We start from the raw sequence: 26,518 nt of genomic DNA on the forward strand, positions 1-26,518 counted from the left end.
ATCCGCCTGTCGGCGACACTCTGGCGATATCTGTATATTGCGGCCCACTACCACGAGGCCGTGTGAAGGGCAACGGCGTAGGCAGGCTAAGCAGCGCGTTTAGCCCGCTAAAGGCGCACGGCGGGGCGGCGCGCGGGCCGGACGGGGGCGCGGGCAGTAAGGTCACGACCATGGCCAGCAAGCCCAAGCAGCTGCTCGCGGAGCTGTCCCACCCAGGTCCGCACGACGTCCTGCGCGGCAACCTCGCCCTGGTCGGACTGCCCGGTGTCGTGTTCACGCCTCGCTCGGGGCTCGGTCTGCCCGCGATCGCGTTCGGGCACGGCTGGCTGCAGCCCACCGGGAGCTACCGGCACCTGCTGCGGCACCTCGCGAGCTGGGGCATCGTCGCGGCGGCCCCGGCCACCCAGCGTGGGCCGCTGCCGTCGCACCGGCTGCTGGCGGGCGACCTGCTGACCACGCTCGACCTGATCACGACGGTCCGCCTCGGTCCAGACGGCATCAGCGTCGACCCGGCGAAGCTCGGCCTCGCGGGGCATTCGACCGGAGGCGGCTCGGCGGTATTGGCCGCCGCGCAGGCTGCCGAGAACGACGAACGGCCGCGGATCCAGGCTGTCGCGACCATCACTCCCGCCCAGACGCTGCCGCCGGCGACCGTGTCCGCGCGGTCGGTGTCCGCGCCGGGCCTGCACCTCGCGGCGAGCGAGGACCTGGTCGCGCCGCCGATCGGGCACGCCGAGGCCATCGCGGACGCGTGGGGCGGGCCGGTGCAGCTGCGGACGCTCGGGAAGTCGTCGCACCTCGGAGTCACCGAAGGCAGGCACTGGAGCCAGCTTCTGCTGCACGGGAAACCGCATCGCGGGACCCAGCAGCTGACGAGGGCGCTGTTCACCGCGTTCTTCCTCACCCACCTGACCGGGACGACCAAGTACCAGCCCCTGCTGGACGCCGACGTCAAGCGCGCCCCGATCGAGCTCCAGGACGAACCCGCCGCCTGACCCCGCACCCCGCCGACCCGCGTTTAGCGGGCTAATCGCGCTCTGGGCCCTAGCCCCCACACCCAGTTACTTAGCATGCCTACGCGTCGCGTTTAGCCCGCTAAAGGCGCTCCGGGGCGAGGGCGGGTGCCGCGGCGCCGGAGCGCACTTAGCCCGCGAAAGTCGAGCTGGGCCGCCAGGGCACCGGAGCGCACTTAGCCCGCTAAACGCACGTCAGGGGGCGAGCGGAGCGGAGCAAAGAGAAGGCCCGGCTCACGAGTGAGCCGGGCCCGGAAGTGCGTGCGGGGGGTCAGTCGACCATCCACGAGTTGTTCGAGAAGTCGTCGTCGTCGAAGCCCTTGTCGTCGCGGGCGTGACGACCTCGACGACGTGCGGGGGCGGGTGCGTCAGGTGCGACGGGTGCCCCGGCGGCGGGCATGGGGGCCGCGGGCGGGAGGTCCACCGTCGCCGGCAGCCCGGGCACGCCCGGCGCGACCGGAGGCGGCATGGGTGGCGCCATCGGCGGCGGAGGTGGCGGCGCCGGCCGCGACGAGTCGAAACCCTGCTGTCCGCCGAACTCGGCGAACCGGTCAGCCGGCTTCTCTTCGTCCTCGATGTCGAAGCCGATCGTGTGGTTGCGGTCGGCGGTCGTCTTGCCGGTCAGCCAGCCGCCGGCCTCCTTGCTCCGCTTCCCCAGTTCCTGCATGTGCGCGGCGTACTTGTCGTGGACGGCGGCGTCCTTCTGCATGGTCTCCACCGCCTGCGCCTTGGCCTCGGCGAGATGCCGCTCCCGCAGCCCGCGCTGCTCCGCCTGCTCCGTGATGGCGGCGTCCTGCCTGGACATGGCGGCCGCCAGCCGGTCAACAGCGCTCATCGGTTCTCCCTCATTCCCCGGCTACCGATCATCGCTCGTAGCTGATCGAACGGTCGCCACCGTCGTCGTCGAGCGAACCGCTGATCCGGCCGCCCGCGCCACTGGTCTCGAAAATGCCACCCTCGACGCGGTACTGGCTCGACCCACGCTGCGTGTCGCCCCCGCCACCACCACCGCCCGCGCCACCCATGGCACCCATTCCACCCATCATGCCGCCGCCCATACCGCCGGCCGCACTTCCCGCGCCCGCGCCGGCGGGCGCCGAGTCCATACCGCCCGGCGCCATGCCGAGACCACCGTCGACCGCGGCGGGCTGCGCACCGCCGGCGGACTGCGCACCGGCCTCCAGCGAACCGGCTTCGTTGAGTGACCCGGCCGAACCACCATCGCCGACACCGCCGAGCGCGCCTTCGAAGCTGCCGCCCCCGCCACCGCCGCTCGCGGTCGGCGCGGTGCCGTCACCACCCGCCGAGCCTCCAGCGGAAGCCTCCGCGGGAACCCCTTCGCCGCCACCGACTCCGACACCGACCTCGACGCCGCCCGGAGCACTGAAGCCACCGCCACCACCGGCCGCCAAGCCATCGGCCGGAGCCGGCATCGTGCGCACGTCGTCCATCTTGCCGGGCTGCGGGTTGCCGGGATTCCGGTCGTCGAGACCGTTGCTGTCCTTGATGTCGTCGGTCTTGATGACGTCGCCGGGCTTGAGCTCCTTCTTCTCACCCTTTTCGTCAAGGGTGTAGCTGGTCGGCTCACCCTTGCCGTCGTCGACGGTCACCACGGTCGGCCCGTTCGGGCCCTGCGGCTGCTCGGCGGTGATCTTGAGGTTGCCGTCCTGGATGTGGATCTTGCCGTCCGGACCGGGCCGGTAGACACCGTCGGCGCCGGGCTCGCCTTCCTTGACCGCGCCCTGCGGACCGAAATCGCCGTCCTTGTCCTTGCCGTCCCTGCCGCCCTTAACGTCCTTGCCCTCTTCGCCGGGCTTGCCGTCTTCGCCCTTCGGGTCGTCGAAGTCGAGCTTGTAGTCCTTCTCGTGACCCTTGCCGTCGTCGACCTTGATGTCCATCTTGCCGTCTTTATCCGGCTCGGTCATCTCGATCTTGTTGTCGCCCTTTTCGACGGTCATGGTGTCCTGACCGTCGATACCGTCCTTGATCGCCTCACCCGTCGCCGGGTCGATCGGATACGGCTTGCCGGTCTCGGGGTCCATCTCCAGCGGCTTCCCGGTGACCGGGTTCGTCCCGTCCGCGGGCTTGTCCTCCGGCTTCGGCGCCTCGGGAACATCCGCCGACGGCGGGGTACCGCCACCGCCACCGGGCGGAGTGCCACCCCCGCCACCGGGCGGGGTCCCGCCGCCACCACCGGGTGGAGTACCGCCGCCGCCCTTGTCGTCCTTGGCAGGCGGCTTCTCGGCAGGCGGTTTCTCGGCAGGCGGCTTCTCGGATCCGGCCGCGGGGAACGGATTCTTGTAGTCCTCCATGAACCGCGAAAGCTCGTGGTACTGGGTGTTGATGGTGTCGGTCGCGTTCTTGCAGAGCTTCTGAAAGTTGTCGTACCGCTCGCCGAACTCCTTGGCGAACGAACCCTTCAGCCACTGCTTCGCGGCACCGATCGCGTAATCCTTGTTGCCGTCGTTCAGACCGCAGTCGTCGTCACGCAGCCGCGACGCGAGGTTGTTCCCCGGGCACTGCGAGTCGAGCCAGTACGCGATGTCGAGGAGCTTCGCCTTGGAATCGACCTTGCCGTTCGCGACCTCGACGACCTGCTTCGCGATGTACAGCGGCGCCGTGGCGACCTTGTCGACGCGCAGCTTCAGCGTCTCGTCGACCTTCAGCTTGAGCGCGCTGTAGATCTTGTCGATGGTCGAGGGCACCAGTTTGATGGCGCCGCCCATCTGCGCGACAAGTTCTTCCGCGTCGGGCTGGATGCGCTGCTCGTACTTGACCTTCGCGGCCGTCGCGCCCTCGCCCTTCCAGTCGTGGAAGAGCGTGGTCAGCGCTGAAGTCGCGTCGGTCCTGGTCTGCTCGACGGCCTTCTTGGCGTCGGTGAGGTCTTCGACCTCGTCGAACATCGCCTGGAAGTTGATCTCGCGGTTCTCGTGGAACTTGTCCCAGATGTCGGTCTTGTAGTTGATCTCGAACGGCTTGTCCGGCATCTTGCTCCAGACCTGGTCCGACCACTCCGAGAAGAAGTCCAGCGTCGGCTTCCCGAGGTCGAGCACCTGGTCGGATTTGGTCGTGGAACCACCCGCGGCGGGCCGGGACATGGAGTCGAGGTCCTTGTCCGCCTTGTCGGCGGCGGCCGCCTGCCGCTTGTCCGCGGCCGCGTTCGAGTCACGCTCGGCGATGGCCTTCTCGTAGGCCTTGTCCCCGCCGAAGAGCAGCGCGTCCTTCGTGCCCTGGGTGATGTACGGGTCCTTGAGCAGGGCCTGCTTCTGCTCCCACGTGTACTTGCTCATTGCGTCCCCGCCTTGTTGGCAGCCGCGGCGTTCGCCTGTTCGGATGAGGTGTAGCGGGTCGACGCGGTGCTGACCCCGCCGGCGAGCTGCGTGAGCTGGCCCGCGTAGCCCTTCATCGCGTCGGAGATGGCGAGGATCCCGGTGGCGTAGCCCTTTTGGTGGTCCTTGTGCACGCGGCCGAAGTCCGCGGGTTGCACCTGGGTCGGCCCGACCTTCCCCGCCTCGGACGTCGTGTTCTCAGCCGCGCGATCCAATGACGTCGACGCCGTGAGCATCGCCTCTGAATCGGCTTTGTAGCCCCCGTCCGGCATGACCGGTGCCCCCTTCGTCCCGCTGTATCCGCCTCGTTGTCCTACCTACGACGCACGCCGGCGGCATCAGGTGCCGTCGCATATGCACACAAGAATGTACCCACCGGTCACCGAGGTCGCAGGAACATTCACACCTTTGCTAACTCAAACGATTTCGACGCAAGAAGCCTGGTAGACCGCGTTTTCGGGGCTTCGCGCCCGCTTCGATCGCCTCGGCGAGAACGGTCGCCGCGCCGCGGATGTCGACCAGCCGGTCCAGCTCGTCGAGGTCGAGGTCGACGCCGAACTCCACCTCGACCGTCGCCAGGAGCCGGACACGGCGCCGCGAGTCCACGCCCATTTCGGCGAAGGGTGTGTTCTCGTCGATGGTGTCCCGATCGACGTCGAAGGTCTCGCAGACGAGGGTCTTGATCTCGTCGACGTACTCGCTCCCGTCAGCTGCCATGGGGGGATTCTGTCCCATCCGCCGTCCAGTACCGCGTTCTGGCCGCGGAACGCGCGACCTTGCCGCTGGAGGTCCTCGGCAGCCCGCCGGGTTTCACGAGCAGGAACGCCTTGAGCCGGACGTCGTGCCGCTCGGCGACGGCGCGGGTGGCCGCGCGCGCGACCTCTGGCTCGTCGAAGGCGGGTGCCTTCCGCGCGCGCTCGGCGACCACGACGACGCCCTCGCCGTCGTCGAGGTCGACCGAGAACGCGGCGATCCGGTCGGCACCGAGAACAGGGTGCGCGGCGGCGGCCGTCTCCTCGATGTCGTGCGGGCTGTGGTTGCGGCCGTCGATGATGATCAGGTCCTTCAGGCGTCCGGTGACGAAGAGCCTGCCGTCCCGGATCGATCCCAGGTCGCCGGTGCGGAGCCAGCCGCCTTCACCGTCGAGTTCGGCGCCGAACACCTCGGCCGTCAGCTCGGGACGCCGCCAGTACCCGGCCCCCACGTTGGGCCCCTTCACCCAGATCTCGCCCGTCGCGCCTTTAGCGGGCAAAACGCGCTCCGGTGGGGGTACGACCCGGACCCGCTGGCCGCGGGGCCAGCCGATCTCGACGAGCTCACGACCGTCCACTTCGGTCACCACAGGGCCACTCGCGTCACCGCTGGCGACGTAGACGGTCGCCTCGGCCAGGCCATAGGACGGCCGGAACGCGCCGCGCGGGAAGCCGTGGGGTTCGTACGCGGCGAGGAACTGCCGCACGGTCGCGGCCCGGACCGGTTCGCTGCCGCTGAGCGCGATCGACACCGTCGAGAGGTCGTACTCGGCCCGCTTCGCCTCGGGGACGGCCTCGACCACCAGGTCATACGCGAAGTTCGGGGCCGCGGTGAGCGTGTTCGGATACGCCGACATCAGCAGCAGCCAGCGCTCCGGGCGCCGGATGAACTCCAGTGGCGCGATGAACACCGTCCGGCCGCCGGCGTGCATCGTCCCGGCGAGCAGTTGCGCCAGCCCCATGTCGTGGAAGAACGGGATCCAGCCGACGCAGGTGGTGTGCTCGCGGACGTCGTAGGCGTCGCAGATCTGCCAGCACGCGGCCGAGAAGGCGCGATGCGTGATGATCACACCGGCGGGTGATCGCGTCGTTCCGGACGTGTACTGCAGGTAGGCGGGGTCCTCGGGGGACACCGGCGCGGGCGAGGAGCGATCCGCCGGGTCCAGCGGCAGGGTGTCGACGGCGACAATCTCGCGCGGCTTCGGGACAGGTTCGGCCTCGGCGAACTCGGTGAGCCGCTCGACCAGGGCTTCCGACGTGAGCCAGATGTCGGCGTCGCAGTCGTTCAGGACCCCGACGAGCCGCTCACGATGCGCGCGGACGTCCGGCGCGGACAGCGGCACCGCGACGGCTCCGGCATAGAGCGCGCCGAAGAACGCGACGACGTACGTGAGGTCCTGCCGCGCGGTGATCGCTACCCGGTCCCCCGGCTGGATCAGCGTGCGGAGCCTCGCCGCGACCGCGCGGACGTGGAGGAGGAGCTCGGCCCAGGTCAGCGTGTCCTCGACGGGTTCGTGCCGATTCGAGAGGTCGAGGTGCGTGTAAGCCGGGCGATCGACGTCGGCGCGTTGAAGCAGGCGCTGCATGAGCGGGGTCCGCAGCACTTCTTCGGGCACTTCTGGTGACGGTTTTGAAGGCACTGGCACATCCTCCGGCCGCGGCATGGGCATCATACGAAGGTGGACGACTTCTTCGTGCTGGACGATCCGGCGGACCGCGTCAAGGCCCTGCGCGACCGGGAGCTCAGCTCGAACCCGGGTGGCACGGCCGCCGAGACGCCGAACCTCCTGCTGATGGACGGCGCGGACCATCGACGGCTGCGCGCGGTCGTCAAGGAGGTCATCGCACTGGTGGAGCCCCTGCCGGACCCGGTGCTCGCTGACCTCCGGAGCGCGATTAGCCCGCTAAAGGCGCGTGAGCGGTTCGACCTGGTGGCCGACTTCGCCAGGCCGGTGGCGGCCAGGGTGACGGCGGCGACGCTCGGCGCGGCGGAGCCGCTGAGCGAGAAGCTGCTGACGAATCTGTCCGAGACGGCCGCGAACCTGGACGTCTGGTCGGGTGGCCCTGGCGGGGCCGACACGGCCGCGCTGCGGGTCGCGATGTTCTTCCTCAAGGCGACGGCCGTCGAAGGCGGCGGGCTGGCGCTGCTCCGCGAAGCACACGAAGCAGGCCGGATCACCGAAGACGAACTGATGATCACGCCGGTGATGCTCGCCCATGCCGCGTACGAGAACTCCATGAACTTCCTCGCCCTCGCCGGCCTCGAACTCCTACGCCGTCCAGACGTCCTCGACGACGTACGCGGCCTGATCCACGAAGTCGCCCCGACTCGCTTCGCCGCCCGCCGCGTGACCGCGCCGTTCTTCTTGTCCGGCAAGGACTTCACGACGGGAGACAAGCTGGCCATCCCGCTGGGCCCCGGCGACGAACTCGCGTTCGGCCTCGGCCGCCACACCTGCCCCGGCTCGCGAGTCGCGGTCGCCGAGGGTGAGGCGGCGCTGCGCGCGCTGGCCGAGATCCTGTCCCCGGAGCATGTCGTGGAAGACGTGCGATACAAGACGCACGCCGTCTTCCACGGCGTCGAACGGGCCATCGTGACGCTGCGAACCTGACGGCTCAGGTCGCCAGCCAATCGGTCTCGGCGAAATCGTCGTCGTCGCCCCGCGCCGCTCGCCGATGCCGCCCGGCCGGACGTTCCTCGGGAACCGGAGCGGGAACCGGAGCGGGCGCCGGAGGCGGCGGAGGGGCCTGTGGCGTCGGCGGCGGAGGCCGGTACGCGACCGGCGGCTCGTCGGCGGCCCGGTACCCGGCACGGCGTTCGTTCTCCGACTCGTCTTCCTCGAACCCGAAGTCGCCGTCGTCCTCGACCTTCTCGCCGACGGTCGACTCGGTCGCCCAGCCACCCGCGGCCTCCGCCCGCCGCTTCTGCTCGAGACGCGCGGCCAGCGCCGCACTCGTCTCCTGCTTGAGCTTGTCGCCCGCGGCCTGGGTCTCCTCGATCGCCTTGGTTGCCCGGTTGTCGACCAGGTACATCCGGTCGCCGTTCTCGCGCTCCAGCCCGGCCAGCTTGTGCCGGAGTCTGGCGAGATCCTCCTCAGGATTCACTGATCCCCTCCCCTGACCCGCTAGCGGAAGCCGATGACGCCGTCGTCGTCGAGCGACCCGCTGATCCGGCTGCCCGTCGTCGTCGCGGTGTCGAACAGGCCGCCGTCGACCCGGTATCCGCTGGACGTGCGCTGCTGGTCTTCACCGGACCCCTGCCCGCCTCCGGCCGCTGCGCCGCCCATCATGCCCATGCCACCCATCATCCCCGATCCGGCCGCGGCCGGATCCTGGGCGCCCCCGCCGGGAGCGGCACCGAGCCCGGACGGCGTCGAGGGGGCGGACGCGCCGCCACCGGTTCCGGCGGGATCCGACGTGTCGCCGAGGCCGTTGTCGTCACCGTCGAAGGGGTTGCTCAACGACTGGGCGGTAGTCGATTCGGAGCCGCTGTCCGCGGCCGCCGACACCGGTTCGGGCTGATGAGAGGTCTCCGCGGCGGGAGCGCTACCGCCGACACCGCCGGACGTCGCGTCGTGCGGTCGAACGCTTTGCTCGGCCTGCTGGCGCGCGACCTCGTCGACCGGCCGGGCCGCGGCACCATCGGCGGCGTGCCTTCCGGCGGCCTGCGGTGCCGGATCCGAACTCGCGTGACGGCCGCCCGCGGGCTCGTCTTCGCCCAAGGTGTACTTCGACGGATGCCCGGACCCGTCGTCGACGGTGACCAGTGTCGGCCCGTCGGGGCCGCTGGGCCGTTCCGCGGTGATCTTGAGGCCGCCGTCCTCGATGTGGATCTTGCCGTCGGGACCCGGCTGGTAGACCTGCCCGGGGACGGCGAGTGGACGCGAGGCCGCCTGCTGGTCCAGCCGCTCGGCGGTGCCGGAGTGCACGGGCCCGCCTGCCGCGTCGCCGGTGCCGGGCGTGGCCTTGCCGTCGCCGAAGTCGAGGTCGTAGTCCTTGGCCTGACCGGTGCCGTCCTGGACGGAGATACCCATCTTCCCGTCGGCGCCGGGTTCGGCCATGGAGATTTTGCGGTCGCCCTGCTCGACCGTCATCGTCTCGGGCTGGGTGCCGTCCTTGATCGCCTCGCCCGTGCGGGGGTCGATCGGATACGGCTCCCCGGTCGCCGGGTCGATGTCGAGCGGCTTGTCCGTGACCGGGTTTTTCTCCTGCCCCGGCACTTCGGGCTTTTCCGGCTGCATGTACTCGACCGCGCTCGGCGGCGGCTTCTGCCCGCCACCGGACGACGGGCCTCCACCACCGGAGGACGGGCCGCCGCCACCGGTGTCCTTGCCGCCACCGCCCTTTTCGACGGGCTTTTCGCCGCCCGTCTCCGGGGTCTTGCCCAAGTCCGCGTAGGGATTCTCTTCGACCTTGCCGACCGACTCGGCGTACGCCTTCCACGCGCCGTTGATCGCGTCGCGGGTGTTCTTGCACACCAGCTGGAAGTTCTCGATGTGCTTGCCGAACCAGGCGAGGAAGACATCCTTCAGCCAGGCCACCGCCTGAGGTTTGAGAACCTCGTCGATGGTGCTCTGGTCGATGTCGCCCCAGTCGTCGTTGAAGGCGTTCTTGGCGTCGATGCTCAGGAACTTGACGCAGTGGATGATGTCGTTCTGGCTGCAGGAACCGTCGGCGATCCGTATGATCCGCTCGATGTCCTGCGCCGTGGCGTCGCCGATCTTGTCGGTGTACCACTTCTGCAGCCAGTCGACCTTCTCGCGGCAGAACCGGCCCACCGAGGCGTTGGTCCGCAGAAGTCCGTCGCCCGCCGCCTTGAACGCCTCGGCGACCTTTCCGTTCTTGTCCGTGTAGGCCTTCTGGTACGCGCGGGCCTGATCGGCCGCGGGGCCTTCCCAGGTGCCGAGTGAATTCCCCAGCTTCCCGGAGACGTCCTGCGATGAACCGGAAACGGCCGTGCCGACCGCGGTCAGCTCGTCCGCGCTCGCCTTGAAGAGGTTGAACGGGATGTTGTCCTGCTCGTGGTACAGCCGCTGGAGTTCGCCGAGTGCGATGGCCGCGCCGCCACCCGCGAAGCTCAGCGCGCGGACGTAGAGCGGGTGGAAGATCTCGTAGACCTTGAACCCGGAAAGGCCGGGGACCATGATGTCGTTCGAATTCGCGCAGCCGGGGTCGGTCTCGGTGGCGCGGCCGGCGATCTCCTGGGATTTCGCCGCGTCCTTGTTCAGCGCGTCGCGATCGCCCTGCCGCCCCGCGGCCTGGTTCGCGTCGTACTTCTCGTGCGCGGTTTTGTAGGCCTTCTGGACTTCCTCGATCGGCGCGTCGTTCGCGTTGATGTCGCTCTCGGTGATCCAGTCACCGTTCATGGACTTGATGTAGTCCCGGAAACCGTTCCGGTCGGCTTCGCTGGCGAAACCGCAGCTTTCCGGGCTCTCGTCCTCGATGTAGTCGATGTAGTCGAGGGCGAGTTCGCGTTTGGTGTCCCGATCGATGTTCGGGTCGTTGAGGATTTTTTCGACTTCGGCCCGGCTGGGAATGTCGTGACCGTCTCCGCCGACATCTCCGAGGCCCATCAGTGCTTCCTCATCTCGGCGGCGTTCGCGTCCTCATTGGACTGATAGAGGTCCTTGGACGCCGCGAGTTTGCGGCCGAACTCGTCCGACGCCGCGAGGTAGCCGCGTGCGCACTTCACCAGTCGCTGAATGCTCGCGGAATAGCCGGAGAAGCAGTCCCCGTGCGCCGGACCGAAACTGCCGGAGCTCACGTTGATCTGCTCGACCGCCCCGATCGGCCCTTCACAGGCCTGCTTGGGCAGGTCCCGCAAAACCTTGGCGGCTTCGTTCAGCTGCGCCGGATCGACCTTGTGCCCGTTGCCCGTCACCGTCACCCTCCCCTAGGTATACGCACACGGAATGTACCGGGCCGGTAACGCGGGCGCAGCCGGTTGGGAAGATCGTGAGAGACCTTACGAGGCGGAGGAGACGACTCCCGCGAGCCTGTCGGCGGCCGCCTGTGCGGTGTCGTGCGCGGGGGCCTCGACCATGACGCGGACCAGTTGTTCGGTGCCCGACGGGCGCAGCAGGACGCGGCCTTCCTCACCCAGTTCGGCCTCGACGGCGCCGACGGCGTCACGGACGGCGGCCGAGACGGCGACCGCTGCCTTGTCCGCCACGGGGACGTTCACCAGCACCTGCGGCAGGCGGTTCATGACGGCGGCGAGGTCGGCGAGCGACTTGCCGGTGGCCGCCATGCGGCTCATCAGCCGCAGTGCGGTGAGGAGTCCGTCGCCGGTGGTCGCGTGCGCGGGCAGGACGACGTGGCCCGACTGCTCGCCGCCGAGCGCGAACCCGCTCGCGCGGAGCTCTTCGAGGACGTAGCGGTCGCCGACGGCGGTCGTGACGACGTTGATCTCGTGCGCACGCATCGCCAGGTGCAGGCCGAGGTTGCTCATCACGGTCGCGACCAGGGTGTTCTTGGTCAGCTCGCCGGACTCGGCCAGTGCGAGCGCGAGGACGGCCATGATCTGGTCGCCGTCGATGAGCTCACCTGCGGCGTCGACGGCGACACAGCGGTCGGCGTCGCCGTCGTGCGCGATCCCGAGGTCGGCGTTGTGCTCGACGACGGCCGCGCGCAACGCGTCCGGGTGATTCGACCCACAGTGCTCGTTGATGTTCACGCCGTCCGGCTCGGCGTGGATCGAGATGACCTCGGCGCCTGCCTTGCGGTAGACCTCGGGGGCGACGACCGCCGACGCGCCGTTCGCGCAGTCGACGACGACACGCAGGCCCGCGAGCGGGTGCGGCGTGGCCGAAAGCAGGTGCTGGATGTAGCGCTCACCCGCGTCGGCGACGTCCTTGACGCGGCCGACGCCGATGCCGGTCGGGCGGGTGACGGGAGCGGCGAGACCGGCCTCGATCTCGTCTTCGATCCCGTCGGGAATCTTGTGCCCGCCTGCCGCGAACAGCTTGATGCCGTTGTCGGGCATGGGGTTGTGGGAGGCGGAGATCATCACGCCGAGGTCCGCTTCGAGCACGCCTGCCAGGTAGGCGACGGCGGGCGTCGGGACGACCCCGAGACGGAGCACGTCGGCACCGGCGGAGGTGAGACCCGCCACAACGGCGGCCTCGAGCATCTCGCCGCTGGCACGCGGGTCACGGCCGACGACCGCGACCGGACGGTGCGAGCGGTCGTGCGCGGCGAGGACACGCGCCGCGCTGGCGGCGAGCGAGAGCGCCAGCTCCGGGGTCAGTTCCTCGTTGGCGAGGCCACGTACGCCGTCGGTACCGAATAGACGAGCCATCTGTCGACCTCCTTGAAAAACCACCACGACAACCTAGCGAGCCCCCACCCGCGTCCCCCCGCGCCCCCGGGAGCGCGTTTAGCGGGCTAAACGCGCTGCGTCCCGAAAACACGGAAGCGCCCATCCGAGAGACGGATGGGCGCTTCCGCGGGTTGCGCCAGAGGCGCGATCAGCGCTTGCTGTACTGCGGAGCCTTACGGGCCTTCTTCAGGCCGTACTTCTTCCGCTCCGTGGCGCGAGCGTCACGGGTCAGGAAGCCGGCCTTCTTCAGTGCCGGGCGGTCGTCGGCGTCGACCTCGACGAGCGCACGGGCGATCGCGAGGCGGAGCGCACCGGCCTGGCCCGAGATCCCGCCACCGTGCAGGTTGGCGAAGATGTCGAACGAGTCGGGCTTGTCGACCGTCACCAGCGGCTCACGGATGAGCTGCTGGTGCACCTTGTTCGGGAAGTACTCCGCGAGCGTGCGGCCGTTGAGCTTGAACTCACCGGTACCGGGAACGACGCGCACCCGGACGACGGCTTCCTTGCGGCGGCCGACGGTCTGGGCGTTGCCACCGGCGGCGCGCGACGGGCGAGCGCCTGCCGGGGATTCGCTGGTCGCGACGGCGTCGCCGACCGCGGGGGTCTCCGTGGTCGCGACGGCTTCGACAGCCTCGGTCGCGGTCTCCTCGGTGCTGGTCACAGACTGTTCCTCACTCACTGCGCGACCTGCGCGATCTTGGTGATCTCGCGCGCCTGCGGCTGCTGCGCGGCGTGCGGGTGCTCAGGGCCCGCGTAGACCTTGAGCTTCTTACCCTGGGCGCGGCCGAGCTTGTTCTTCGGGAGCATGCCCTTGACGACCTTCTCGAGCAGGTGCTCGGGCTTGGTGTCGAGCAGTTCGCCGAAGGAGCGCTTGCGCAGGCCACCGGGGTAACCGCTGTGCCGGTAGGCGAACTTCTGCTCGCGCTTGTTACCGGTGAGCGCGACCTTCTCGGCGTTGACGATGATGACGAAGTCACCGGTGTCCACGTGCGGGGCGAAGGTCGGCTTGTGCTTGCCGCGCAGCAGCGTGGCGACCTCGGTCGCGAGCCGGCCGAGCACGACATCCTCGGCGTCGATCACGTGCCAGGCACGAGTGACGTCGCCGGGCTTGGGGCTGTACGTGGGCAAGGGTCTACCTCGTCGTCAACATTGCGTGTGGTTTCTGTGCGGGCCTAGCGCTTACGCGCCGCAGCGCACAACGACATATGAAGATACCCCCACGCCCGACCCGCCTGCGAAGCGGGGTAGGTCCGGGGTCCCATACTAGGGCCGGCGCCCGGCGGGCGCACTGGAACTGTACCCCGCCGGTGTGGCGGAACCGCCCACGGCATCGTCCTTCGCGGGAGAGGATGAGACGATCCGGACGCGCACCGCGCGCGGGGACTCGATCAGGGGAACGGCGATGAACAAACGGCCAACGACCATTTTGTGCGTGCTGGGCGCCGTACTGGCGCTCACCACCGCGTGCGGCCAGGCGCGGGCGGGCACCGCCGTGCCGAAGGGCGACGACGCGGCGACCTACGTCGGCACGAAGTTCGAAGCGGCGATGAACAAGCTGCAGAACACCATCGGCGACCAGCGGGATGTCACCAGTGAGTCGGGCGCCTATTTCCGGTTCGACGAGAAGTACATCCGCTCCACGATCTCGTCGGCCCGCACCGGTTCGCCGGAAAGCCGGGTCAGCCGTCACCGTTCGCAGAAGAACCCGGACGAGAGCATCGACTGGTACACCCCCGCCGACGGGGCCGTCGAGTACGCCTATCTCGGGCCCGCCTACAAGAGCCTCGCCCCGACACCGTGGATCTCGATGCCCAAACCGGAAGCCGGGCTGGCGATCCCCTGCGCGTGGAGCGGCATCATCACCGCCTGCAAAATGGCCGACGCCACCGCCTTGGCCTACAACGCGGACAAGAAGGTCGTGAAGGGCGCCAAGAGCCTTCCCGAGAAGCGGACAGAGCTGACGGCCGACGTCCCGTTCGGCAAGTTCCTCGAGCGGCGGGTGGAGATCCTGCCCACGTCGATCAGCGACGCGATCACCGACGAGATGAAGAAGGCGCCGATCCCGACCACCGTGTCGCTCAACGCGGACGGCACGCTGAACCAGATCGTGATGGACGCCAAGATCGAGGGTGGCGGGCACAAGATCGAGCTGCGGTACGACTTCCGGTTCAGCGGCAAGGCGACCACGCAGGACATGCCGAAGCTGCCGGACGCGGCGCAGATCACCGTGCTGCCCGACAAGGCCGCCCGGGACGACTTCTACCGCCGCCTCGACGCTTTGAACGGTGCCTGAGTCATGGCCGAGCGCACCGACACCGTGAACTTCTCGACGTCCCGAGGTGACCACCGATGAGCCAGCCGCCCGAACAGCAGCCGCAGCAACCACAACAGCCGCAGCAGTGGTGGCAGCCGCCGTCGAATCCCGCGAACCCGCAGCAGGGACAGGCCACCGGACCGCATTCCGGGCAGTGGCAGCAAACCGATCCCGGCGCGGCGGGCACCGGTTCCTACACCGGGCAGTGGCAGCAGTCCGGCCAGCCGGGCGGCACCGGGTCGTTTTCCGGGCCGTGGCAGCAAACCCCGAACACCGGCTGGCAGCAGCCCGCACAGCAGCAGTACCCGGCGCCGCGACAGCAGGATTGGCAAGCACAGCAACAGAATCCCCCGCCAGGCCAGTACGGCGGCGGCTTCCAGCCCGCACAGCCGGCACAGTCATCGCAGTACGGCGGGCTCGGCGCGTTCGGTGGCGAAACCGAAAAAAAGCCGAAGGTAGCGAAGAAGACTTTGCTGATCGGCGGAATCGCCGCCGCCGTCTTGATCGCGGGTGGTGTCGGGGCGTGGTCGCTCGGCGCGTTCGCCGGGGACTCCCTCGACCAGAAATCGGTGGAAGACGGGGTCGTCCGCGTGCTCAACGAGCATTACGGGGAACCGGATGTGAAGAACGTGCAATGTCCTTCCGGCGAACCGGTGGAGAACGGCACCACGTTCGACTGCTCCATCGATCTTTCGGGACAGCAGAAGAAGGTCACCGTCCGGGTGCTGAACACGACGCCGGAATTCGAGGTCGGCGCGCCGCACTGACACACCGGTGAAACGACAGCCGCGGCGGGGATTCCCGCCGCGGCTTTTTCTTTCGCACAAACGAAACGGCGGGCTCGGCATCCGGAGATGCCTGCCCGCCGCTGCTCGTTGGAGCGTGAGACTCAGAACAGGCCGGTGACGCCCTGCTCCGTGGACTGGTAGCCGTCGGCCAGCTGCGGCAGCACGCCGGCGACCTGCGCGAGAAGCTGCTTGAGCTCCTCGAACTTGTTGTCCCACTCCTGCTGCGCGGCAAGGTAAGAGGTCTGCGCGTCACCCTGCCAGGTGTTGACCAGCGGGGCCAGGTCGCTCTTCAGCTGACCGAACAGCGACTCCAGCTCACCGCCGGTGGCCTTGCAGTCGTCAGCCGCGGTGTGGATGACGGCGTAAGAGACCTTCATCTCGGACATGTGATCCTCCAGTGATTAAAAAAGTCCAGGTATTCGTTGAAACGCCAGATCAGCCGAGGACGCCGAAGCCCTTGTTGACCGAGTTGATGAGCTCCTGCTGCTGCTGCTCGGAAGCGTTGTACTTCGAACCGGCCTGCTCGAGCAGCTCGCCGATGTTCTGCAGGGCCTTGTTCAGGCCCTGGCCCGCCTCGTCGTAGCGCTTCATCACGTTGGCGAACGCGATCGCCGCGTCGCCGGACCAACCGGCCTGGGTGGCCTGGATGTTGTCACGAAGCTTGCCCAAGTTCTGGTCCATCGAGACGCGAACCTCGGTGACTCGCTTCTCCGCCTCGGTGAACTGCTCAACGTTCCCGGTAAAACCGCCAGCCATGGGAGCTTCCCCCTTCGTTCGTGGGTTATCCGTACTTGGTGAAGTTCGTTTGGTACGGACCTACGACGGAGACCCTGCCATGTTCGGTTCCCCCTTGTCGCCGTTTGATTTCAAGTAGTTGCTTGCGTGAACGCTCCCAGCGGGAACCAGCCGCTCCGTACGCTCTCACTGGTCGCGAATCGCGCCGGGAAAAGGCCTTTCACCACGGCATTTCGCAAACGCACAGCAGCCGGTCATTCGCCGCGGATCATGATTCGCGACTGCGAAAAGTCCTCATCGTCGTCACCCACACGTGGCCGCTTGGCCACCGGTTCCGGCCGAAGGGGAACCAGATCGGCGGCCGAGGGCAGAGCGGGAACCGGGAGACCGGTACTCGCGCGGAACCGTTTCGCGCTGTCGCGCAGAGCGCTGGGGGTCGGGGCGGTCTCCTCGCCCGCGAGCCGTCCCTTGCCGAATTGCTTCGCCAGTTCGGCGTTCTCGCTCCGTCTGCGTTCGTACCGCGCCTTGGCGGTGCGGGAGACCTGACGGGCGTAGGTGACCGCGTCGCGCCCTGTGCGCGCGAAATTCTCAGCGGCGGTCTCGGGTTCGGGTGGCATGCGCCTCCCCCTTCAGTTGACGACCACCATCGTTTTGACGACCTGCTCGCAGGCCGCGCTCACCCGCTGTTCGAGGGGCGAGCCGGTGCCGTACTGGCAACCGATGTGGACGCGGATCTTTCCCTGCGCGAGGACGTACCAGTCGACGCGCGCCTTCGGTTTGGTTTCGCGGTAGTAGATGACGGTCTTGTCGGCGTAGTTCGCGGAACCGTTGAAGCCGCTGTATTTCTGGTGCGGGTCGGTGGAGGCGAGCTTCGCGAGCTCGTCGACGAGCTTCTGCCGGTCGGCGGACGCGTCGTAGTCCATCACGAACTCCTCGGCGACCACGAGGTCGTCCCCGGTGAGCGAATCGCTCGGGTGGATCACCACTTGGCGGTCGGCGACACGGTCGTCGGTCTGCGTCCAGTCCATCGGGGCGATGAAGCGGTAGTCGTACTGGGCGAGCGTCCGGCCTTCCGGCTCCTTCTCCCCGCTGTTGACCGCGAAGAGGACCCCACCGACGACCGCCGCCACGACCACCACGGCCGCGGCGATGATCCAGGGCGTCTTCTTGCCCTTCGCGCCCCGCTCGGCGGGCTTCGCCTCGCGGGGCGGCTCCCCCGGCCGCCACGGCTGCTGCCCCATCGGCGGCGAGGGCGGCCCCTGCCGGCGTGGCGCGTTTAGCGGGCTAAACGCGATCTGTGGCGGCGGGGCACCCGGGTGCGGATTGGCACCCGGGTGCGGATTCGGGGGGAACGGGGCGCGTGGGGCCTCGGGGCGCCGTTCCGCGGGGGCGGGGGTACCGACGCGGGAGACGGCGGAACCGGCGAGGGAACCTGTCCGGTCCGGGTCGATCAGCACGGCGCGCAGTGCGCCGCGGGCGACCACGGTCTCGGGCTGATCCAAGGTCGTGGGCACGACACCGGTCCGCTCGTGCACGAGCCGCGACACCATCGGGATCCGGCTGGACCCACCGACGAGGAAGATCGCCGTCAGCTGCTTGGGCCGCAGCCCGGAATCGCCGATCGCGGCCACCGTGAGCTCCACGGCGCGGCCGAGCGGGCCCGCGATCAGCCGCTCGAGGTCCTCCCTCGTCACGTGGGCGTCGGCGAACGGCGGCGGCATCGGGACGTCGGTGTACGCGTGCCGCGACAACGTCTCCTTCGCGCCGCGGACGTCTTGGCGCAGCACGCGGCGACGTCGCCGGTCCGTGAGCTCGCGGCCCTCGACCAGCTTCCGCCATTCCGGCGGGTCGACCGAGGACACCAGTGAGCCCACGTGCTCCAGGAGCGCCTGGTCGACGTCCGCCCCGCCGAAGCTCGGATCCCCCCGGGTGGCCAGCACCTGGAACCCTGCGCGTTTAGCGGGCAAACTGCGATCCGCCGGGCTGCCGGGCATGCGCTGGACCACGGAGACGTCGACGGTGCCGCCGCCGAGGTCCAGCACCGCGAGGGCGTCGCCGGGGCGGCCGCTGAACTCGACCGTGCGCTCGGAATTGAGGTCGGCGGGCGCGAAGGTCGCCGCGTGGTAGACCGCGGCGGCGACCGGTTCCGGCACGAGGGCGACCTGACGCGCGAGCCCGCCCGCCGCCTGCCGCAGCAGCCGGGTGCGGGTCGCGCCCCAATCGGCCGGGTGGGTCAGGACCAGCAGCTCGACTTCGGCGTCACCGGCGAGCCGGCGCGCCTCGGTCACCGCGCGCTTGAGCACGGCGTTCACGACGTCGGTCACGCGCAGGACGTTGTCGCCGAGCAGCAGATCGCCCTCGTCGATCCGGCGCTTCGGGTTCGGCTCGTAACGCGACGGGTCCACCGCCGCCTGCCGTTCCGCCTCCTGGCCGACGAACAGCGTCCCGTCCGGCGCGGCGTAGACCGCCGACGACATCAGCGGCTGCCCGTCCACCACGACGACCTGCGGTTCGCGACCGTTGATCGAGGCGACTACGCAGGTGCTCGATGTCCCGAAGTCCACCGCTACCCGCACAGTCACAAGCCACTCCCGCAGATCGTCGTCACCCCAAACCCAGCCCGGACCTCACCTGGTTCCGCGGGAGGTCAGTCCGGCTGGATCCACGAGACCTGCATGAGCTGCTTGCCGTGCTTCCGGGTGACGAGATTGCCTCGGCCCGGCGGCATCTGGCTCGGCTTCACGTTGGAGACGAGGGCGCCCTCGTCGCGTGAGCCGTTCATGACCATACCGGGCGCCGCGATCTCCCTGAGCTTGCCGAGGATCGGGTCGAACATCGCCCGTGCCGCACCACCACTGCGGCGCACCACGATGACGTGCAGACCGACGTCCTTCGCCTGCGCGAGGAACTCGGCGAGCGGCTTCAGCGGGTTGCTCGTCTGCGTGGCGACCAGGTCGTAGTCGTCGACGATGATGAACAGCTCGGGACCGGTCCACCAGGACCGGGTCTTCAGCTGCTCCTGCGTCACGTCCGGGCCGGGCAGCCGCCGGGTCATCGACCCGTGGACGTCCTTGATCATGCTCTCCAGCTGCGCGGCGGAAACCGCGTAGCCGAGCAGCTGGTCGCCGCCGACGTAGCCGAGCATCGTGCGCCGGTAGTCGACGAGGATGACGACCGCTTCCTGCGTCGTGTACCGCTCGGTGATCCCTCGGGTGATCTGCCGCAGCAGGTTCGTCTTGCCCGACTCGCCGTCCGCGAACGCGTAGAAGTGCGAATCGGCGGCGAAGTCGAGGTAGATCGGCTGGAGGTCTTCCTCGTTGACGCCGATCGGCACCAGCTTCGTGTTGCGCTTGGTGTCGATGCCGAGCACCTCGTCGTAGGTGACCATCTCGGGCAGCAGGCGGACCTGCGGCGCCGGGCGGCCACGCCACGCGCCCTTGATCTTCGCCACCGCGTCGGCGACACCGGCGGCGAGGTCGTCGGGATTGCTCGATCCGTCGATCCGGGGAAGGCCGGTGAGCAGGTGCAGCTTGTCCCTGGTCAGACCCCGGCCGGGGCGGCCGGCAGGCACGTTCACCGCGACCCGGCGGTCGATGTCGGACTCACTCGGGTCACCGAGGCGAAGCTCGAACCGGGTACCGATCATGTCCTTGATCGCCGGGCGGATGTCCGCCCACCGGTTCGCCGCGATGAACACGTGCACGCCGTAGGAAAGCCCCTGGGTGGCGAGCTTGGTGATCGAGACCTCCAGCTCGTCGAAGTCGTCCCGCAGTGCCTTCCAGTTGTCGACGATCAGGAAGGCGTCACCGAAGGCGTCGTCTTCGACCTTGATCTCGCCGCGCCGCTTCCGGTTGCGGAACTCGTTCATCGAGTCGATGCCCAGCGCACCGAACCGGCCTTCCCGCTCGGTGAGCAGGGTGGTCAGCTCGGCCACGATCCGGCGAGCCTTGTCCGGCTCGCGCCGGGCGACGGCGACGCCACCGACGTGCGGCAGGCCCTGAAGACCGGCCAACGTACCGCCACCGAGGTCGAGCGCGTAGAACTGCGCCTCTTCGGGGGTATGCGTCAGCGCCATCGACATGATCAGCGTCCGGAGCATGGTCGACTTGCCCGACTGCGGACCGCCGACGATCACCCCGTGCCCGGCCGCGCCGGAGAAGTCGGCCCAGAGCAGGTCGCGGCGCTGCTCGTACGGGCGGTCGACGATGCCGAGCGGCACCTGCATCCGGCCGTTGCCGAAGAACCCGACCGGGGACAGGCCGCGGTCGTCGGTGGGGTTCAGGTTCGGCAGCAGGGTGTCGAGCGAGTTCGGCTCCTTGAGCGGCGGCAGCCAGACCTCGTGTGCGGGCGGGCCCTGGCCGATCAGCCGGGAGACGATCACGTCGAGCTCACTGGGCTCGACGGCCTCCTCCGGCTTGGCCTGTTCCACCGGCGCGGCCTCGATCTGCTGCGGCTCCGGTTCCTTCGGCAGTTCGACGAAGTCCGGGACGAACAGCTGCGGGCGTTTGTCGGCTCGCACCACCGTCGCGACCGGACCGGCCGCTTTGATGCCCGCGGGCCGATACGGACCCGAAACATACGAAGCCTTGAAGCGGACCAGAGTCGAGGTGTCGTACTTCAGGAAACCGCCACCGGGTACGGACGGCAGTTCGAACGCGTCGGGCACGCCGATCGCGGCGCGGGATTCCGCGGCGGAGAACGTCTTCAGGCCGATGCGGTAGGAAAGGTGCGAGTCGAGACCGCGCAGCTTGCCCTCTTCCAGCCGCTGCGACGCGAGGAGCATATGCATCTGCAGCGACCGGCCCAGCCGTCCGATGGCGACGAACAGGTCGATGAAGTCCGGCTTCGCGGCCAGCAGTTCGGAGAACTCGTCACAGACGATGAAGAGCGCGGGCAGCGGGTCGAGGTCGGCGCCGTTCTCACGGGCTTTCTCGTACTCCCAGACGTTCTTGAAGTTACCGCCGTTCTTCAGCGCCTCCTGGCGCCGGTTCATCTCACCGGCCAGCGCGTCCTTCATCCGGTCGACCAGCGTGACCTCGTCCGCGAGGTTGGTGATGACCGCGGAGACGTGCGGCGCGGCGTCCAGACCCATGAACGTCGCACCACCCTTGAAGTCGACGAGGACGAAGTTCAGCGTGCTCGAAGAGTGCGTCGCCAGCATGCCCAGCACCAAGGTGCGGAGGAACTCCGACTTACCAGAACCGGTCGCCCCGATGCACAGGCCGTGCGGGCCCATGCCCTCCATCGCGGCTTCCTTGATGTCCAGCTCGACCGGCTGGCCGTACTCGCCGACCCCGAACGGGACGCGGTAGCGATCCCGCACCGGCCGCGGCCGCCAGGCCTGCTGGACATCGAAGGTCATCGGGTCGCCGGGAATGCCCAGCAGTTCGAGGAGACCGGGGTTGGACAGCAGCGGCTCTTCCTCGGCGGCGTCCTGCGCGGCCGTGCCGACGCGGTACGGCGAGAGAAGCCGCGCGAGCGCTTCGGACTCGACCACGCTGAGCGTGTCCGGGCGGCCGAACCACTCGACGCCGCCGGCGCTGCGCGCGCCGAGACGGTCTTCTTCGACGACCAGGCGTAGGCCACGACGGGCCGCGAGGTTGCCGATGGAGTCGGAAAGGTCGATCAGGGTGACGCCGACCAGACCCTCTTCGAGGATGATCTGCTCCTCGCGGGTGACCTCCGCGTCGTCGACGATGATGACGACGTGCGGCTGGTCCGGTGCGGGCGTCGCGTTGCGGGAGAACCGCTGGCGGTCACGGAGTTCTTCGTCGAGCCACTGCTCGATCTGCGCGAGCGAGCCCGCCATCATCCGCAGCTGGCCGATACCGTCGGCGAGCGCCGGGTGCTGGGCGTGCGGGAGCCACTTCGCCCACTCCCACTCCTCCTTGGCGCGGCCTGCCGTCGCGATCGCGATGAGGACGTCGTCGGGGCTGTGGAAGGTGACCAGCTGGGCCAGCATCGCGCGGGTGAGACCGCGGGTCAGGCCGCGGTCGCCCTGCATGCTCACCGCGGCGAACCCGCGGAGGGTGATCTGGGTCGGCAGGTCCGGGACGATCGAGTGCGCGCGGACGAACCGGCGCAGCGCCAGTGTCGCGATCGGCTCCAGTTCGTCGACCGGGCCGGTCTGCGGCGGCACGAGCCGCGTCGCGAGGCGGTGCGAACTGCGGCCGACGCGGAGGTGGAGGAAGTCCTGGTCGTTCTGGCGGCGTTCCCACATCCGGCGGCTCGCGGCGAGCGACCACATCGTCTGCGGGTCGGGGTGGACCCATTCGAGCGCGGCGCGCTGGTCGACCATGGCCTCACGGGCCCTGTCACGCATCTGGCCGAGGTAACGCAGGTAGTCCTTGCGGTCCTCGTCCATCTCGGCCTTCTTGGCGCCGCCGCCCTTGCCCGCGCCGCCGGCCATCATGCCGACGGTGCTCAGGACCATCATGCCGCCCATGACCATCATCATCGGGTTGTTGCGCCCACCCGAGGTGAACATGAAGACCATCATCCCAAGTGAACCGACGATCATCACCGCGGGAAGCAGCTTCATGACGATGTTGCCCGGGATGGTGCGCGGCACCTCTGGCGGCGGTTCGAGATGCACCTCGCCGCCCGGCGGCCGCGGGGCCGCCAGGCGCGGTGACTTCTTGAACTGCAGCGTGCTCATCGAAGGACCCCTCTTCAAACTCGACGATGGCGGCCACCGTTGGTGCGCGTACTGGTGCGCGAGACAACTTATCGAACGTCACCGGTGAAAATCCGGACAACGCCGAGAACGGCCCCGACCGGAGCCATACGCATGTCGGGGAGTGTAGGGCTCGGGACCGACACTCCCCAACGAACCCGCACGGCTCCGGGGCGCCCCGGCGCGCGTTTAGCGGGCTAAACGCGCTCCGGCGCCAGGCGAGCCTCCGGGTGCCCCGAGCTCCCCCGGTTCGCGTTTAGCCCGCTAAACGCACTCCGGCGGCAGCGGCCCCAGGACTCCCAGGCTTCGCGATTAGGCCGCTAAACGCACGTGCCGTCGACAGCGAGAGGGGCCCTGGGAGGTCGGCTGTCTTACTTTTGCCGGTCTTTTTCCGACAGTCGATGATGTGGGCACCCGGCTTCGGTATAGGTTCCCCCGGGAGCAGACTCTCAGGGCAGGGGGAAGGCAGTGGCAACGGGCACGACGGTATTCAGCAGGGTGACGGTGGTCGCGCCACGCACCCGGATCGACGTGGCTTTGCCGGCTGACGTCGCGGTGGCGGACCTGCTGCCCATGCTGTTGGAGATGGCGAAGGAGGCGACGCCGGACGGCGGCGCCCGCCATGGCGGCTGGGCGCTGGCGAAGCTGGGCGACGTGCCTCTCGACCCGAGCCGGACCCTCGCGTCCCTCGGCGTCGTCGACGGCGAACTGCTGCAGCTGCGCAAGCGCAACGAGAACCCGCCTCCGCCGCTGTACGACGACGTCGTCGACGCGATCGCCGAGTCGTCTCCCGACAGCTTCCGCCCGTGGACCAAGGAGACGGCGCGCCGCTTCGGACACATCGCGGGCGGTCTGGCGCTGTTCTTCGCGGCCATCGCACTCTTCACCAGCGGCTCGTTCTACGGCGGCAACGCACTCGCCGCCGCGATCGCCGGCGGTATCGGCGCGATCGCGTGCGTCGCGATCGGCGCGACATTGGCCAAGGCCTACAAGGCCGAGGCGACCGGAGTCCTGGTCGCCGCGACAGGCGGCCTGCCGCTGGCCTTCGTCAGCGGGTTCTACATCGTGCCGGGGCTGTCGCTGTGGGCGAACCTGCTGCTCGCGAGCACTCTGGTGATCATCGTGGCGGCGGTCTGCATCCTCGTCATCGGCCACGGGATCACCACCTTCATCGCCGCCGCGACGACGGCCACGATCTCCGCGCTGACCTTTCTGGCCGCGACGCTGATCGACACCCCGATCGCCGGGATCGCCGCCGGCGCGGCCGCGTTCTCGCTGGCGTGCATCTCGATCCTGCCGCGCGCGACGATCAAGCTTGCGAGCCTCCCGACTCCGCACGTCCCCGGCAGCGCCGAAGAGCTCAAGGAAGACTCGGGCTTCCCGGACTACCGCGCCATCGAGCGCCGCACCGCGGTCGCCCACGAGTACATGACCGGTCTCCTGACCGGCTGCGGCGCGGCCACGGCGTTGTTCGCGATCATCGCTTCGACGTCGCCTTCGATCTTCGGCCCGATCCTCGGCGTGGTCGCCACGCTGGTCCTGCTCCTGCGAGCGCGGGCGTACGCGAACGGCGCGCAGGCCATCGCGCTGCTGACCACCGGCATGGTGTCCGGCACGGGCATCCTGCTCGGCTGGATGTGGTCGGCGAGCCCGCTGAACCGCGTCCTGTTCGTGTTCGGCGCGCTGCTGCTGATCGGCGCCGGCGCGCTCGTGGTCGGCGTGATCTTCCCGAACCAGCGCTTCTCTCCGCCGCTGCGACGGACCGTGGAGATCTTCGAGGCCGTCTTCATCGCGACGGTGCTTCCGCTGGCGCTCGGCGTCATGGATCTCTACACGACGCTGCGCCACCTCAACTTCAAGTGACGACCCGATCGGATGATGCTTTGATGGCCGCAGCGCGGAAGTCCAGGGGGACGCGCGTCCGCCACCTCGGCGTCGCCGGACGTACCGGAGTGGTACTGCTGGCGGCCGGTATCGGCGTTCTCTCGCCGGCGTCGGTGGCGCTTCCCGCATGGGCACAGCAAAGCAGCGTCGCACCGGACGCCGGTGGCTTCTTCGCGACTCCACCACCGGTGGACAAATCCAAGCTGCCGCAGGACAACGGCCAGCCGGACAAGAGCTACGAGCAGAAGACGCAGTGCGTGCAGCGCAGCAAGCTCGGCGGCGACCAGGTCGACATCAAGAACCGCCCGTGGGGCCAGGAGTACCTGCAGATCGAACAGGTGCACAAGCTCATGCGCGGCGCCACCGGCTCGGTCGGCAAGAACGTCAAGGTCGCCGTGATCGACACCGGCGTCACCCCGCATCCGTATTTCAAGAACCCGGTCGAGTCCGGGGGCGATTACGTCGCCAACCCGACCAACGGCCAGCCGGCCGGGCTCGAAGACTGTGACGGCCACGGCACCGAGGTGGCGGGGATCATCGCCGCCAGCCCACCCGATGCGACCACCGGGTTCCGGGGAGTCGCGCCGGACGCCACGATCCTGTCGATCCGGCAGTCGAGCCAGAATTACGAAGAGAAGAAGCAGGAAGCGGCGCCGCCGGCGTCGAACTCCGCTCCGCCGTCTTCCTCGGCCGGTCAGCCGGGAGGGTCGCAGCTCCCGCCGTCTTCGCAGGGGAACGGCGCTGTCGGCGGAACCGCGCCGGGTCAGGACAAGGGCGGCAGGCAGCAAGAGCAGGGCAACAAGGCCGGGACGTTGAAGACGCTCGCGCAGGCCGTGGTCAGGGCGGTCGCCAAGGGCGCCAAGGTGATCAACATGTCGGTCGACAACTGCCGTCCGGCCGACGGTGGCATCACCGAAGGCGAGAAGCAGCTGCAAGCGGCCGTGAACCACGCCGTCGAACACGACGTGGTCGTCGTCGCGGCCGCGGGCAACGTCGGCGAGAAATGCCCGCAGAACGACCAGCCGGACCCCAAGTCCCCCAAGATCATCGTGACGCCGCCGTGGTTCTCCGACGACGTCCTTTCCGTCGCGGCGATCGACGACACCGGCGGTGTCGCGCAGTTCAGCGTCAACGGACCGTGGGTCAGCGTCGCCGCGCCCGGCACCAAGATCATTTCGCTGGACCCCGCCGCCGGTTCGAGCAGCCTTGCCAACCTGACCATCGAGGGCAACGGCCAGCCCGGCGCCATCCAGGGGACCAGTTTCGCCGCCCCCTACGTGGCCGGCGTGGCGGCTCTGGTGCGCGCGAAGTTCCAGGGCCTGAGCGCGCGTGAAGTGATGAACCGGATCAAGGCGACGGCCCAGCACCCGGCGGCCCCCGGCGGGCGGGACAACTTCGTCGGCTTCGGGGTCATCGACCCGATCGCGGCGCTGACGGCGATCGTGCCGTCGGAGGCGGACAAGGCCAAGGCGGTTCCCCTGCCCAACGATCTGCCGGCCTCGAACGACCGCGACTCCGCGCCGATGATCGTCGCACTCGCCGGGACCGGCGGAGGCCTGGTCGCGCTGCTCGTCACGCTGTTCGTGGTGCACTCGGTCCGGCGCAACCGGCCCGCCACCTCCCCTGGCCGCAAGACCCCGTAGGACCTGCGTTTCGCGGGCTAAGTGCGCTCTGGTCACGGCCGCGCACCGAGCCGCCCAGAGCGC

The 26,518-nt window shown here is 69.0% G+C and carries 22 protein-coding genes; 6 read left to right on the forward strand and 16 right to left on the reverse strand.

What is annotated here, in order from left to right; genetic code table 11:
- Positions 1-170: 170 nt before the first annotated feature.
- Positions 171-995 (forward strand): alpha/beta hydrolase, encoded by an 825-nt coding sequence (locus AB0M65_RS28485; protein ID WP_364034001.1) that lies wholly within the window; start codon positions 171-173, stop codon positions 993-995.
- A 289-nt stretch (positions 996-1,284) separates the two neighbouring features.
- On the opposite strand, the gene AB0M65_RS28490 is transcribed toward AB0M65_RS28485, so the two are convergent.
- The 5 genes from AB0M65_RS28490 to AB0M65_RS28510 all read right to left on the reverse strand — a co-directional run bounded on the left by AB0M65_RS28490 (position 1,285) and on the right by AB0M65_RS28510 (position 6,758).
- On the reverse strand, positions 1,285-1,848 hold the full coding sequence (locus AB0M65_RS28490; RefSeq protein ID WP_364034004.1) for a hypothetical protein: 564 nt from the start codon (positions 1,846-1,848) through the stop codon (positions 1,285-1,287).
- Between the two features lie 28 nt (positions 1,849-1,876).
- Complete coding sequence (locus tag AB0M65_RS28495) at positions 1,877-4,303, reverse strand: hypothetical protein (protein WP_364034007.1); 2,427 nt, start codon at positions 4,301-4,303, stop codon at positions 1,877-1,879.
- Positions 4,300-4,614 carry a hypothetical protein gene (locus AB0M65_RS28500; RefSeq protein ID WP_364034010.1) on the reverse strand — a complete coding sequence of 105 codons (315 nt, stop codon included), beginning with the start codon at positions 4,612-4,614 and terminating at the stop codon, positions 4,300-4,302. Before AB0M65_RS28500 ends, AB0M65_RS28495 begins: the two co-directional genes overlap by 4 nt.
- Before the next feature lie 139 nt (positions 4,615-4,753).
- Positions 4,754-5,059 carry an acyl carrier protein gene (locus tag AB0M65_RS28505; protein WP_364034013.1) on the reverse strand — a complete coding sequence of 102 codons (306 nt, stop codon included), beginning with the start codon at positions 5,057-5,059 and terminating at the stop codon, positions 4,754-4,756.
- Positions 5,049-6,758: a fatty acyl-AMP ligase gene (locus tag AB0M65_RS28510; protein WP_364034016.1), complete on the reverse strand. Its 1,710-nt coding sequence runs from the start codon at positions 6,756-6,758 to the stop codon at positions 5,049-5,051. Before AB0M65_RS28510 ends, AB0M65_RS28505 begins: the two co-directional genes overlap by 11 nt.
- Before the next feature lie 15 nt (positions 6,759-6,773).
- Here AB0M65_RS28510 and AB0M65_RS28515 point away from each other — a divergent pair, with 15 nt between their 5' ends.
- Positions 6,774-7,706 carry a cytochrome P450 gene (locus AB0M65_RS28515; RefSeq protein ID WP_364034019.1) on the forward strand — a complete coding sequence of 311 codons (933 nt, stop codon included), beginning with the start codon at positions 6,774-6,776 and terminating at the stop codon, positions 7,704-7,706.
- 4 nt (positions 7,707-7,710) lie between these two features.
- On the opposite strand, the gene AB0M65_RS28520 is transcribed toward AB0M65_RS28515, so the two are convergent.
- The 6 genes from AB0M65_RS28520 to rplM all read right to left on the reverse strand — a co-directional run bounded on the left by AB0M65_RS28520 (position 7,711) and on the right by rplM (position 13,543).
- On the reverse strand, positions 7,711-8,199 hold the full coding sequence (locus AB0M65_RS28520) for a hypothetical protein (RefSeq protein ID WP_364034022.1): 489 nt from the start codon (positions 8,197-8,199) through the stop codon (positions 7,711-7,713).
- A gap of 20 nt (positions 8,200-8,219) precedes the next feature.
- Positions 8,220-10,667, reverse strand: a complete 2,448-nt coding sequence (locus tag AB0M65_RS28525; RefSeq protein ID WP_364034025.1) for a hypothetical protein — start codon at positions 10,665-10,667, stop codon at positions 8,220-8,222.
- Positions 10,667-10,975 carry a type VII secretion target gene (locus AB0M65_RS28530; protein WP_364034028.1) on the reverse strand — a complete coding sequence of 103 codons (309 nt, stop codon included), beginning with the start codon at positions 10,973-10,975 and terminating at the stop codon, positions 10,667-10,669. Before AB0M65_RS28530 ends, AB0M65_RS28525 begins: the two co-directional genes overlap by 1 nt.
- A gap of 84 nt (positions 10,976-11,059) precedes the next feature.
- Positions 11,060-12,394 (reverse strand): phosphoglucosamine mutase, encoded by a 1,335-nt coding sequence (gene glmM / locus AB0M65_RS28535; RefSeq protein ID WP_364034031.1) that lies wholly within the window; start codon positions 12,392-12,394, stop codon positions 11,060-11,062.
- A 169-nt stretch (positions 12,395-12,563) separates the two neighbouring features.
- Positions 12,564-13,076 carry a 30S ribosomal protein S9 gene (gene rpsI, locus AB0M65_RS28540; protein WP_364034034.1) on the reverse strand — a complete coding sequence of 171 codons (513 nt, stop codon included), beginning with the start codon at positions 13,074-13,076 and terminating at the stop codon, positions 12,564-12,566.
- Positions 13,077-13,090: 14 nt separating this feature from the next.
- Complete coding sequence (rplM, locus tag AB0M65_RS28545) at positions 13,091-13,543, reverse strand: 50S ribosomal protein L13 (RefSeq protein ID WP_101612195.1); 453 nt, start codon at positions 13,541-13,543, stop codon at positions 13,091-13,093.
- Between the two features lie 274 nt (positions 13,544-13,817).
- Here rplM and AB0M65_RS28550 point away from each other — a divergent pair, with 274 nt between their 5' ends.
- Together AB0M65_RS28550 and AB0M65_RS28555 are read left to right on the forward strand one after the other, a co-directional pair.
- Entirely contained in the window at positions 13,818-14,708 is an 891-nt protein-coding gene (locus AB0M65_RS28550; RefSeq protein ID WP_364034038.1) for a hypothetical protein, read from the forward strand.
- Between the two features lie 56 nt (positions 14,709-14,764).
- Positions 14,765-15,496, forward strand: coding sequence for a DUF4333 domain-containing protein (locus AB0M65_RS28555; RefSeq protein ID WP_364034042.1), 732 nt, complete (start codon positions 14,765-14,767; stop codon positions 15,494-15,496).
- Positions 15,497-15,618: 122 nt separating this feature from the next.
- On the opposite strand, the gene AB0M65_RS28560 is transcribed toward AB0M65_RS28555, so the two are convergent.
- From AB0M65_RS28560 to eccCa, 5 genes are all read right to left on the reverse strand, one after another.
- The gene (locus AB0M65_RS28560; protein ID WP_364034045.1) at positions 15,619-15,903 is read right to left on the reverse strand and encodes a WXG100 family type VII secretion target; all 285 of its coding nucleotides are present in this window, start codon (positions 15,901-15,903) and stop codon (positions 15,619-15,621) included.
- A gap of 49 nt (positions 15,904-15,952) precedes the next feature.
- On the reverse strand, positions 15,953-16,273 hold the full coding sequence (locus tag AB0M65_RS28565) for a WXG100 family type VII secretion target (RefSeq protein WP_364034048.1): 321 nt from the start codon (positions 16,271-16,273) through the stop codon (positions 15,953-15,955).
- 233 nt (positions 16,274-16,506) lie between these two features.
- On the reverse strand, positions 16,507-16,869 hold the full coding sequence (locus AB0M65_RS28570; RefSeq protein ID WP_364034051.1) for a hypothetical protein: 363 nt from the start codon (positions 16,867-16,869) through the stop codon (positions 16,507-16,509).
- 12 nt (positions 16,870-16,881) lie between these two features.
- The gene (locus tag AB0M65_RS28575) at positions 16,882-18,834 is read right to left on the reverse strand and encodes a type VII secretion-associated protein (protein WP_364034054.1); all 1,953 of its coding nucleotides are present in this window, start codon (positions 18,832-18,834) and stop codon (positions 16,882-16,884) included.
- Between the two features lie 65 nt (positions 18,835-18,899).
- A complete protein-coding gene (eccCa, locus tag AB0M65_RS28580) occupies positions 18,900-22,910 on the reverse strand; it encodes a type VII secretion protein EccCa (protein ID WP_364034057.1) in 4,011 nt (1,336 codons plus the stop codon).
- A 516-nt stretch (positions 22,911-23,426) separates the two neighbouring features.
- Between eccCa and eccD the strand changes: the two genes are divergently transcribed.
- Both eccD and mycP read left to right on the forward strand, forming a co-directional pair.
- Positions 23,427-24,791, forward strand: coding sequence for a type VII secretion integral membrane protein EccD (gene eccD / locus AB0M65_RS28585; protein WP_364034063.1), 1,365 nt, complete (start codon positions 23,427-23,429; stop codon positions 24,789-24,791).
- 23 nt (positions 24,792-24,814) lie between these two features.
- A complete protein-coding gene (gene mycP / locus AB0M65_RS28590) occupies positions 24,815-26,455 on the forward strand; it encodes a type VII secretion-associated serine protease mycosin (RefSeq protein WP_364034060.1) in 1,641 nt (546 codons plus the stop codon).
- The last annotated feature ends 63 nt before the right edge of the window (positions 26,456-26,518 follow it).

Source organism: Amycolatopsis sp. NPDC051071 (assembly GCF_040682875.1).
Taxonomy (GTDB): Bacteria; Actinomycetota; Actinomycetes; order Mycobacteriales; family Pseudonocardiaceae; genus Amycolatopsis.

Bases quoted from the DNA above. Each gene is read 5' to 3' on its own strand.
- AB0M65_RS28485 (WP_364034001.1), top strand. From the start codon at position 171: ATGGCCAGCAAGCCCAAGCAGCTGCTCGCGGAGCTGTCCCACCCAGGT.
- AB0M65_RS28490 (WP_364034004.1), bottom strand. From the start codon at position 1,848: ATGAGCGCTGTTGACCGGCTGGCGGCCGCCATGTCCAGGCAGGACGCC.
- AB0M65_RS28495 (WP_364034007.1), bottom strand. From the start codon at position 4,303: ATGAGCAAGTACACGTGGGAGCAGAAGCAGGCCCTGCTCAAGGACCCG.
- AB0M65_RS28500 (WP_364034010.1), bottom strand. From the start codon at position 4,614: ATGCCGGACGGGGGCTACAAAGCCGATTCAGAGGCGATGCTCACGGCG.
- AB0M65_RS28505 (WP_364034013.1), bottom strand. From the start codon at position 5,059: ATGGCAGCTGACGGGAGCGAGTACGTCGACGAGATCAAGACCCTCGTC.
- AB0M65_RS28510 (WP_364034016.1), bottom strand. From the start codon at position 6,758: ATGCCGCGGCCGGAGGATGTGCCAGTGCCTTCAAAACCGTCACCAGAA.
- AB0M65_RS28525 (WP_364034025.1), bottom strand. From the start codon at position 10,667: ATGGGCCTCGGAGATGTCGGCGGAGACGGTCACGACATTCCCAGCCGG.
- glmM (WP_364034031.1), bottom strand. From the start codon at position 12,394: ATGGCTCGTCTATTCGGTACCGACGGCGTACGTGGCCTCGCCAACGAG.
- AB0M65_RS28550 (WP_364034038.1), top strand. From the start codon at position 13,818: ATGAACAAACGGCCAACGACCATTTTGTGCGTGCTGGGCGCCGTACTG.
- AB0M65_RS28555 (WP_364034042.1), top strand. From the start codon at position 14,765: ATGAGCCAGCCGCCCGAACAGCAGCCGCAGCAACCACAACAGCCGCAG.
- AB0M65_RS28560 (WP_364034045.1), bottom strand. From the start codon at position 15,903: ATGTCCGAGATGAAGGTCTCTTACGCCGTCATCCACACCGCGGCTGAC.
- AB0M65_RS28565 (WP_364034048.1), bottom strand. From the start codon at position 16,273: ATGGCTGGCGGTTTTACCGGGAACGTTGAGCAGTTCACCGAGGCGGAG.
- AB0M65_RS28570 (WP_364034051.1), bottom strand. From the start codon at position 16,869: ATGCCACCCGAACCCGAGACCGCCGCTGAGAATTTCGCGCGCACAGGG.
- eccCa (WP_364034057.1), bottom strand. From the start codon at position 22,910: ATGAGCACGCTGCAGTTCAAGAAGTCACCGCGCCTGGCGGCCCCGCGG.
- mycP (WP_364034060.1), top strand. From the start codon at position 24,815: ATGGCCGCAGCGCGGAAGTCCAGGGGGACGCGCGTCCGCCACCTCGGC.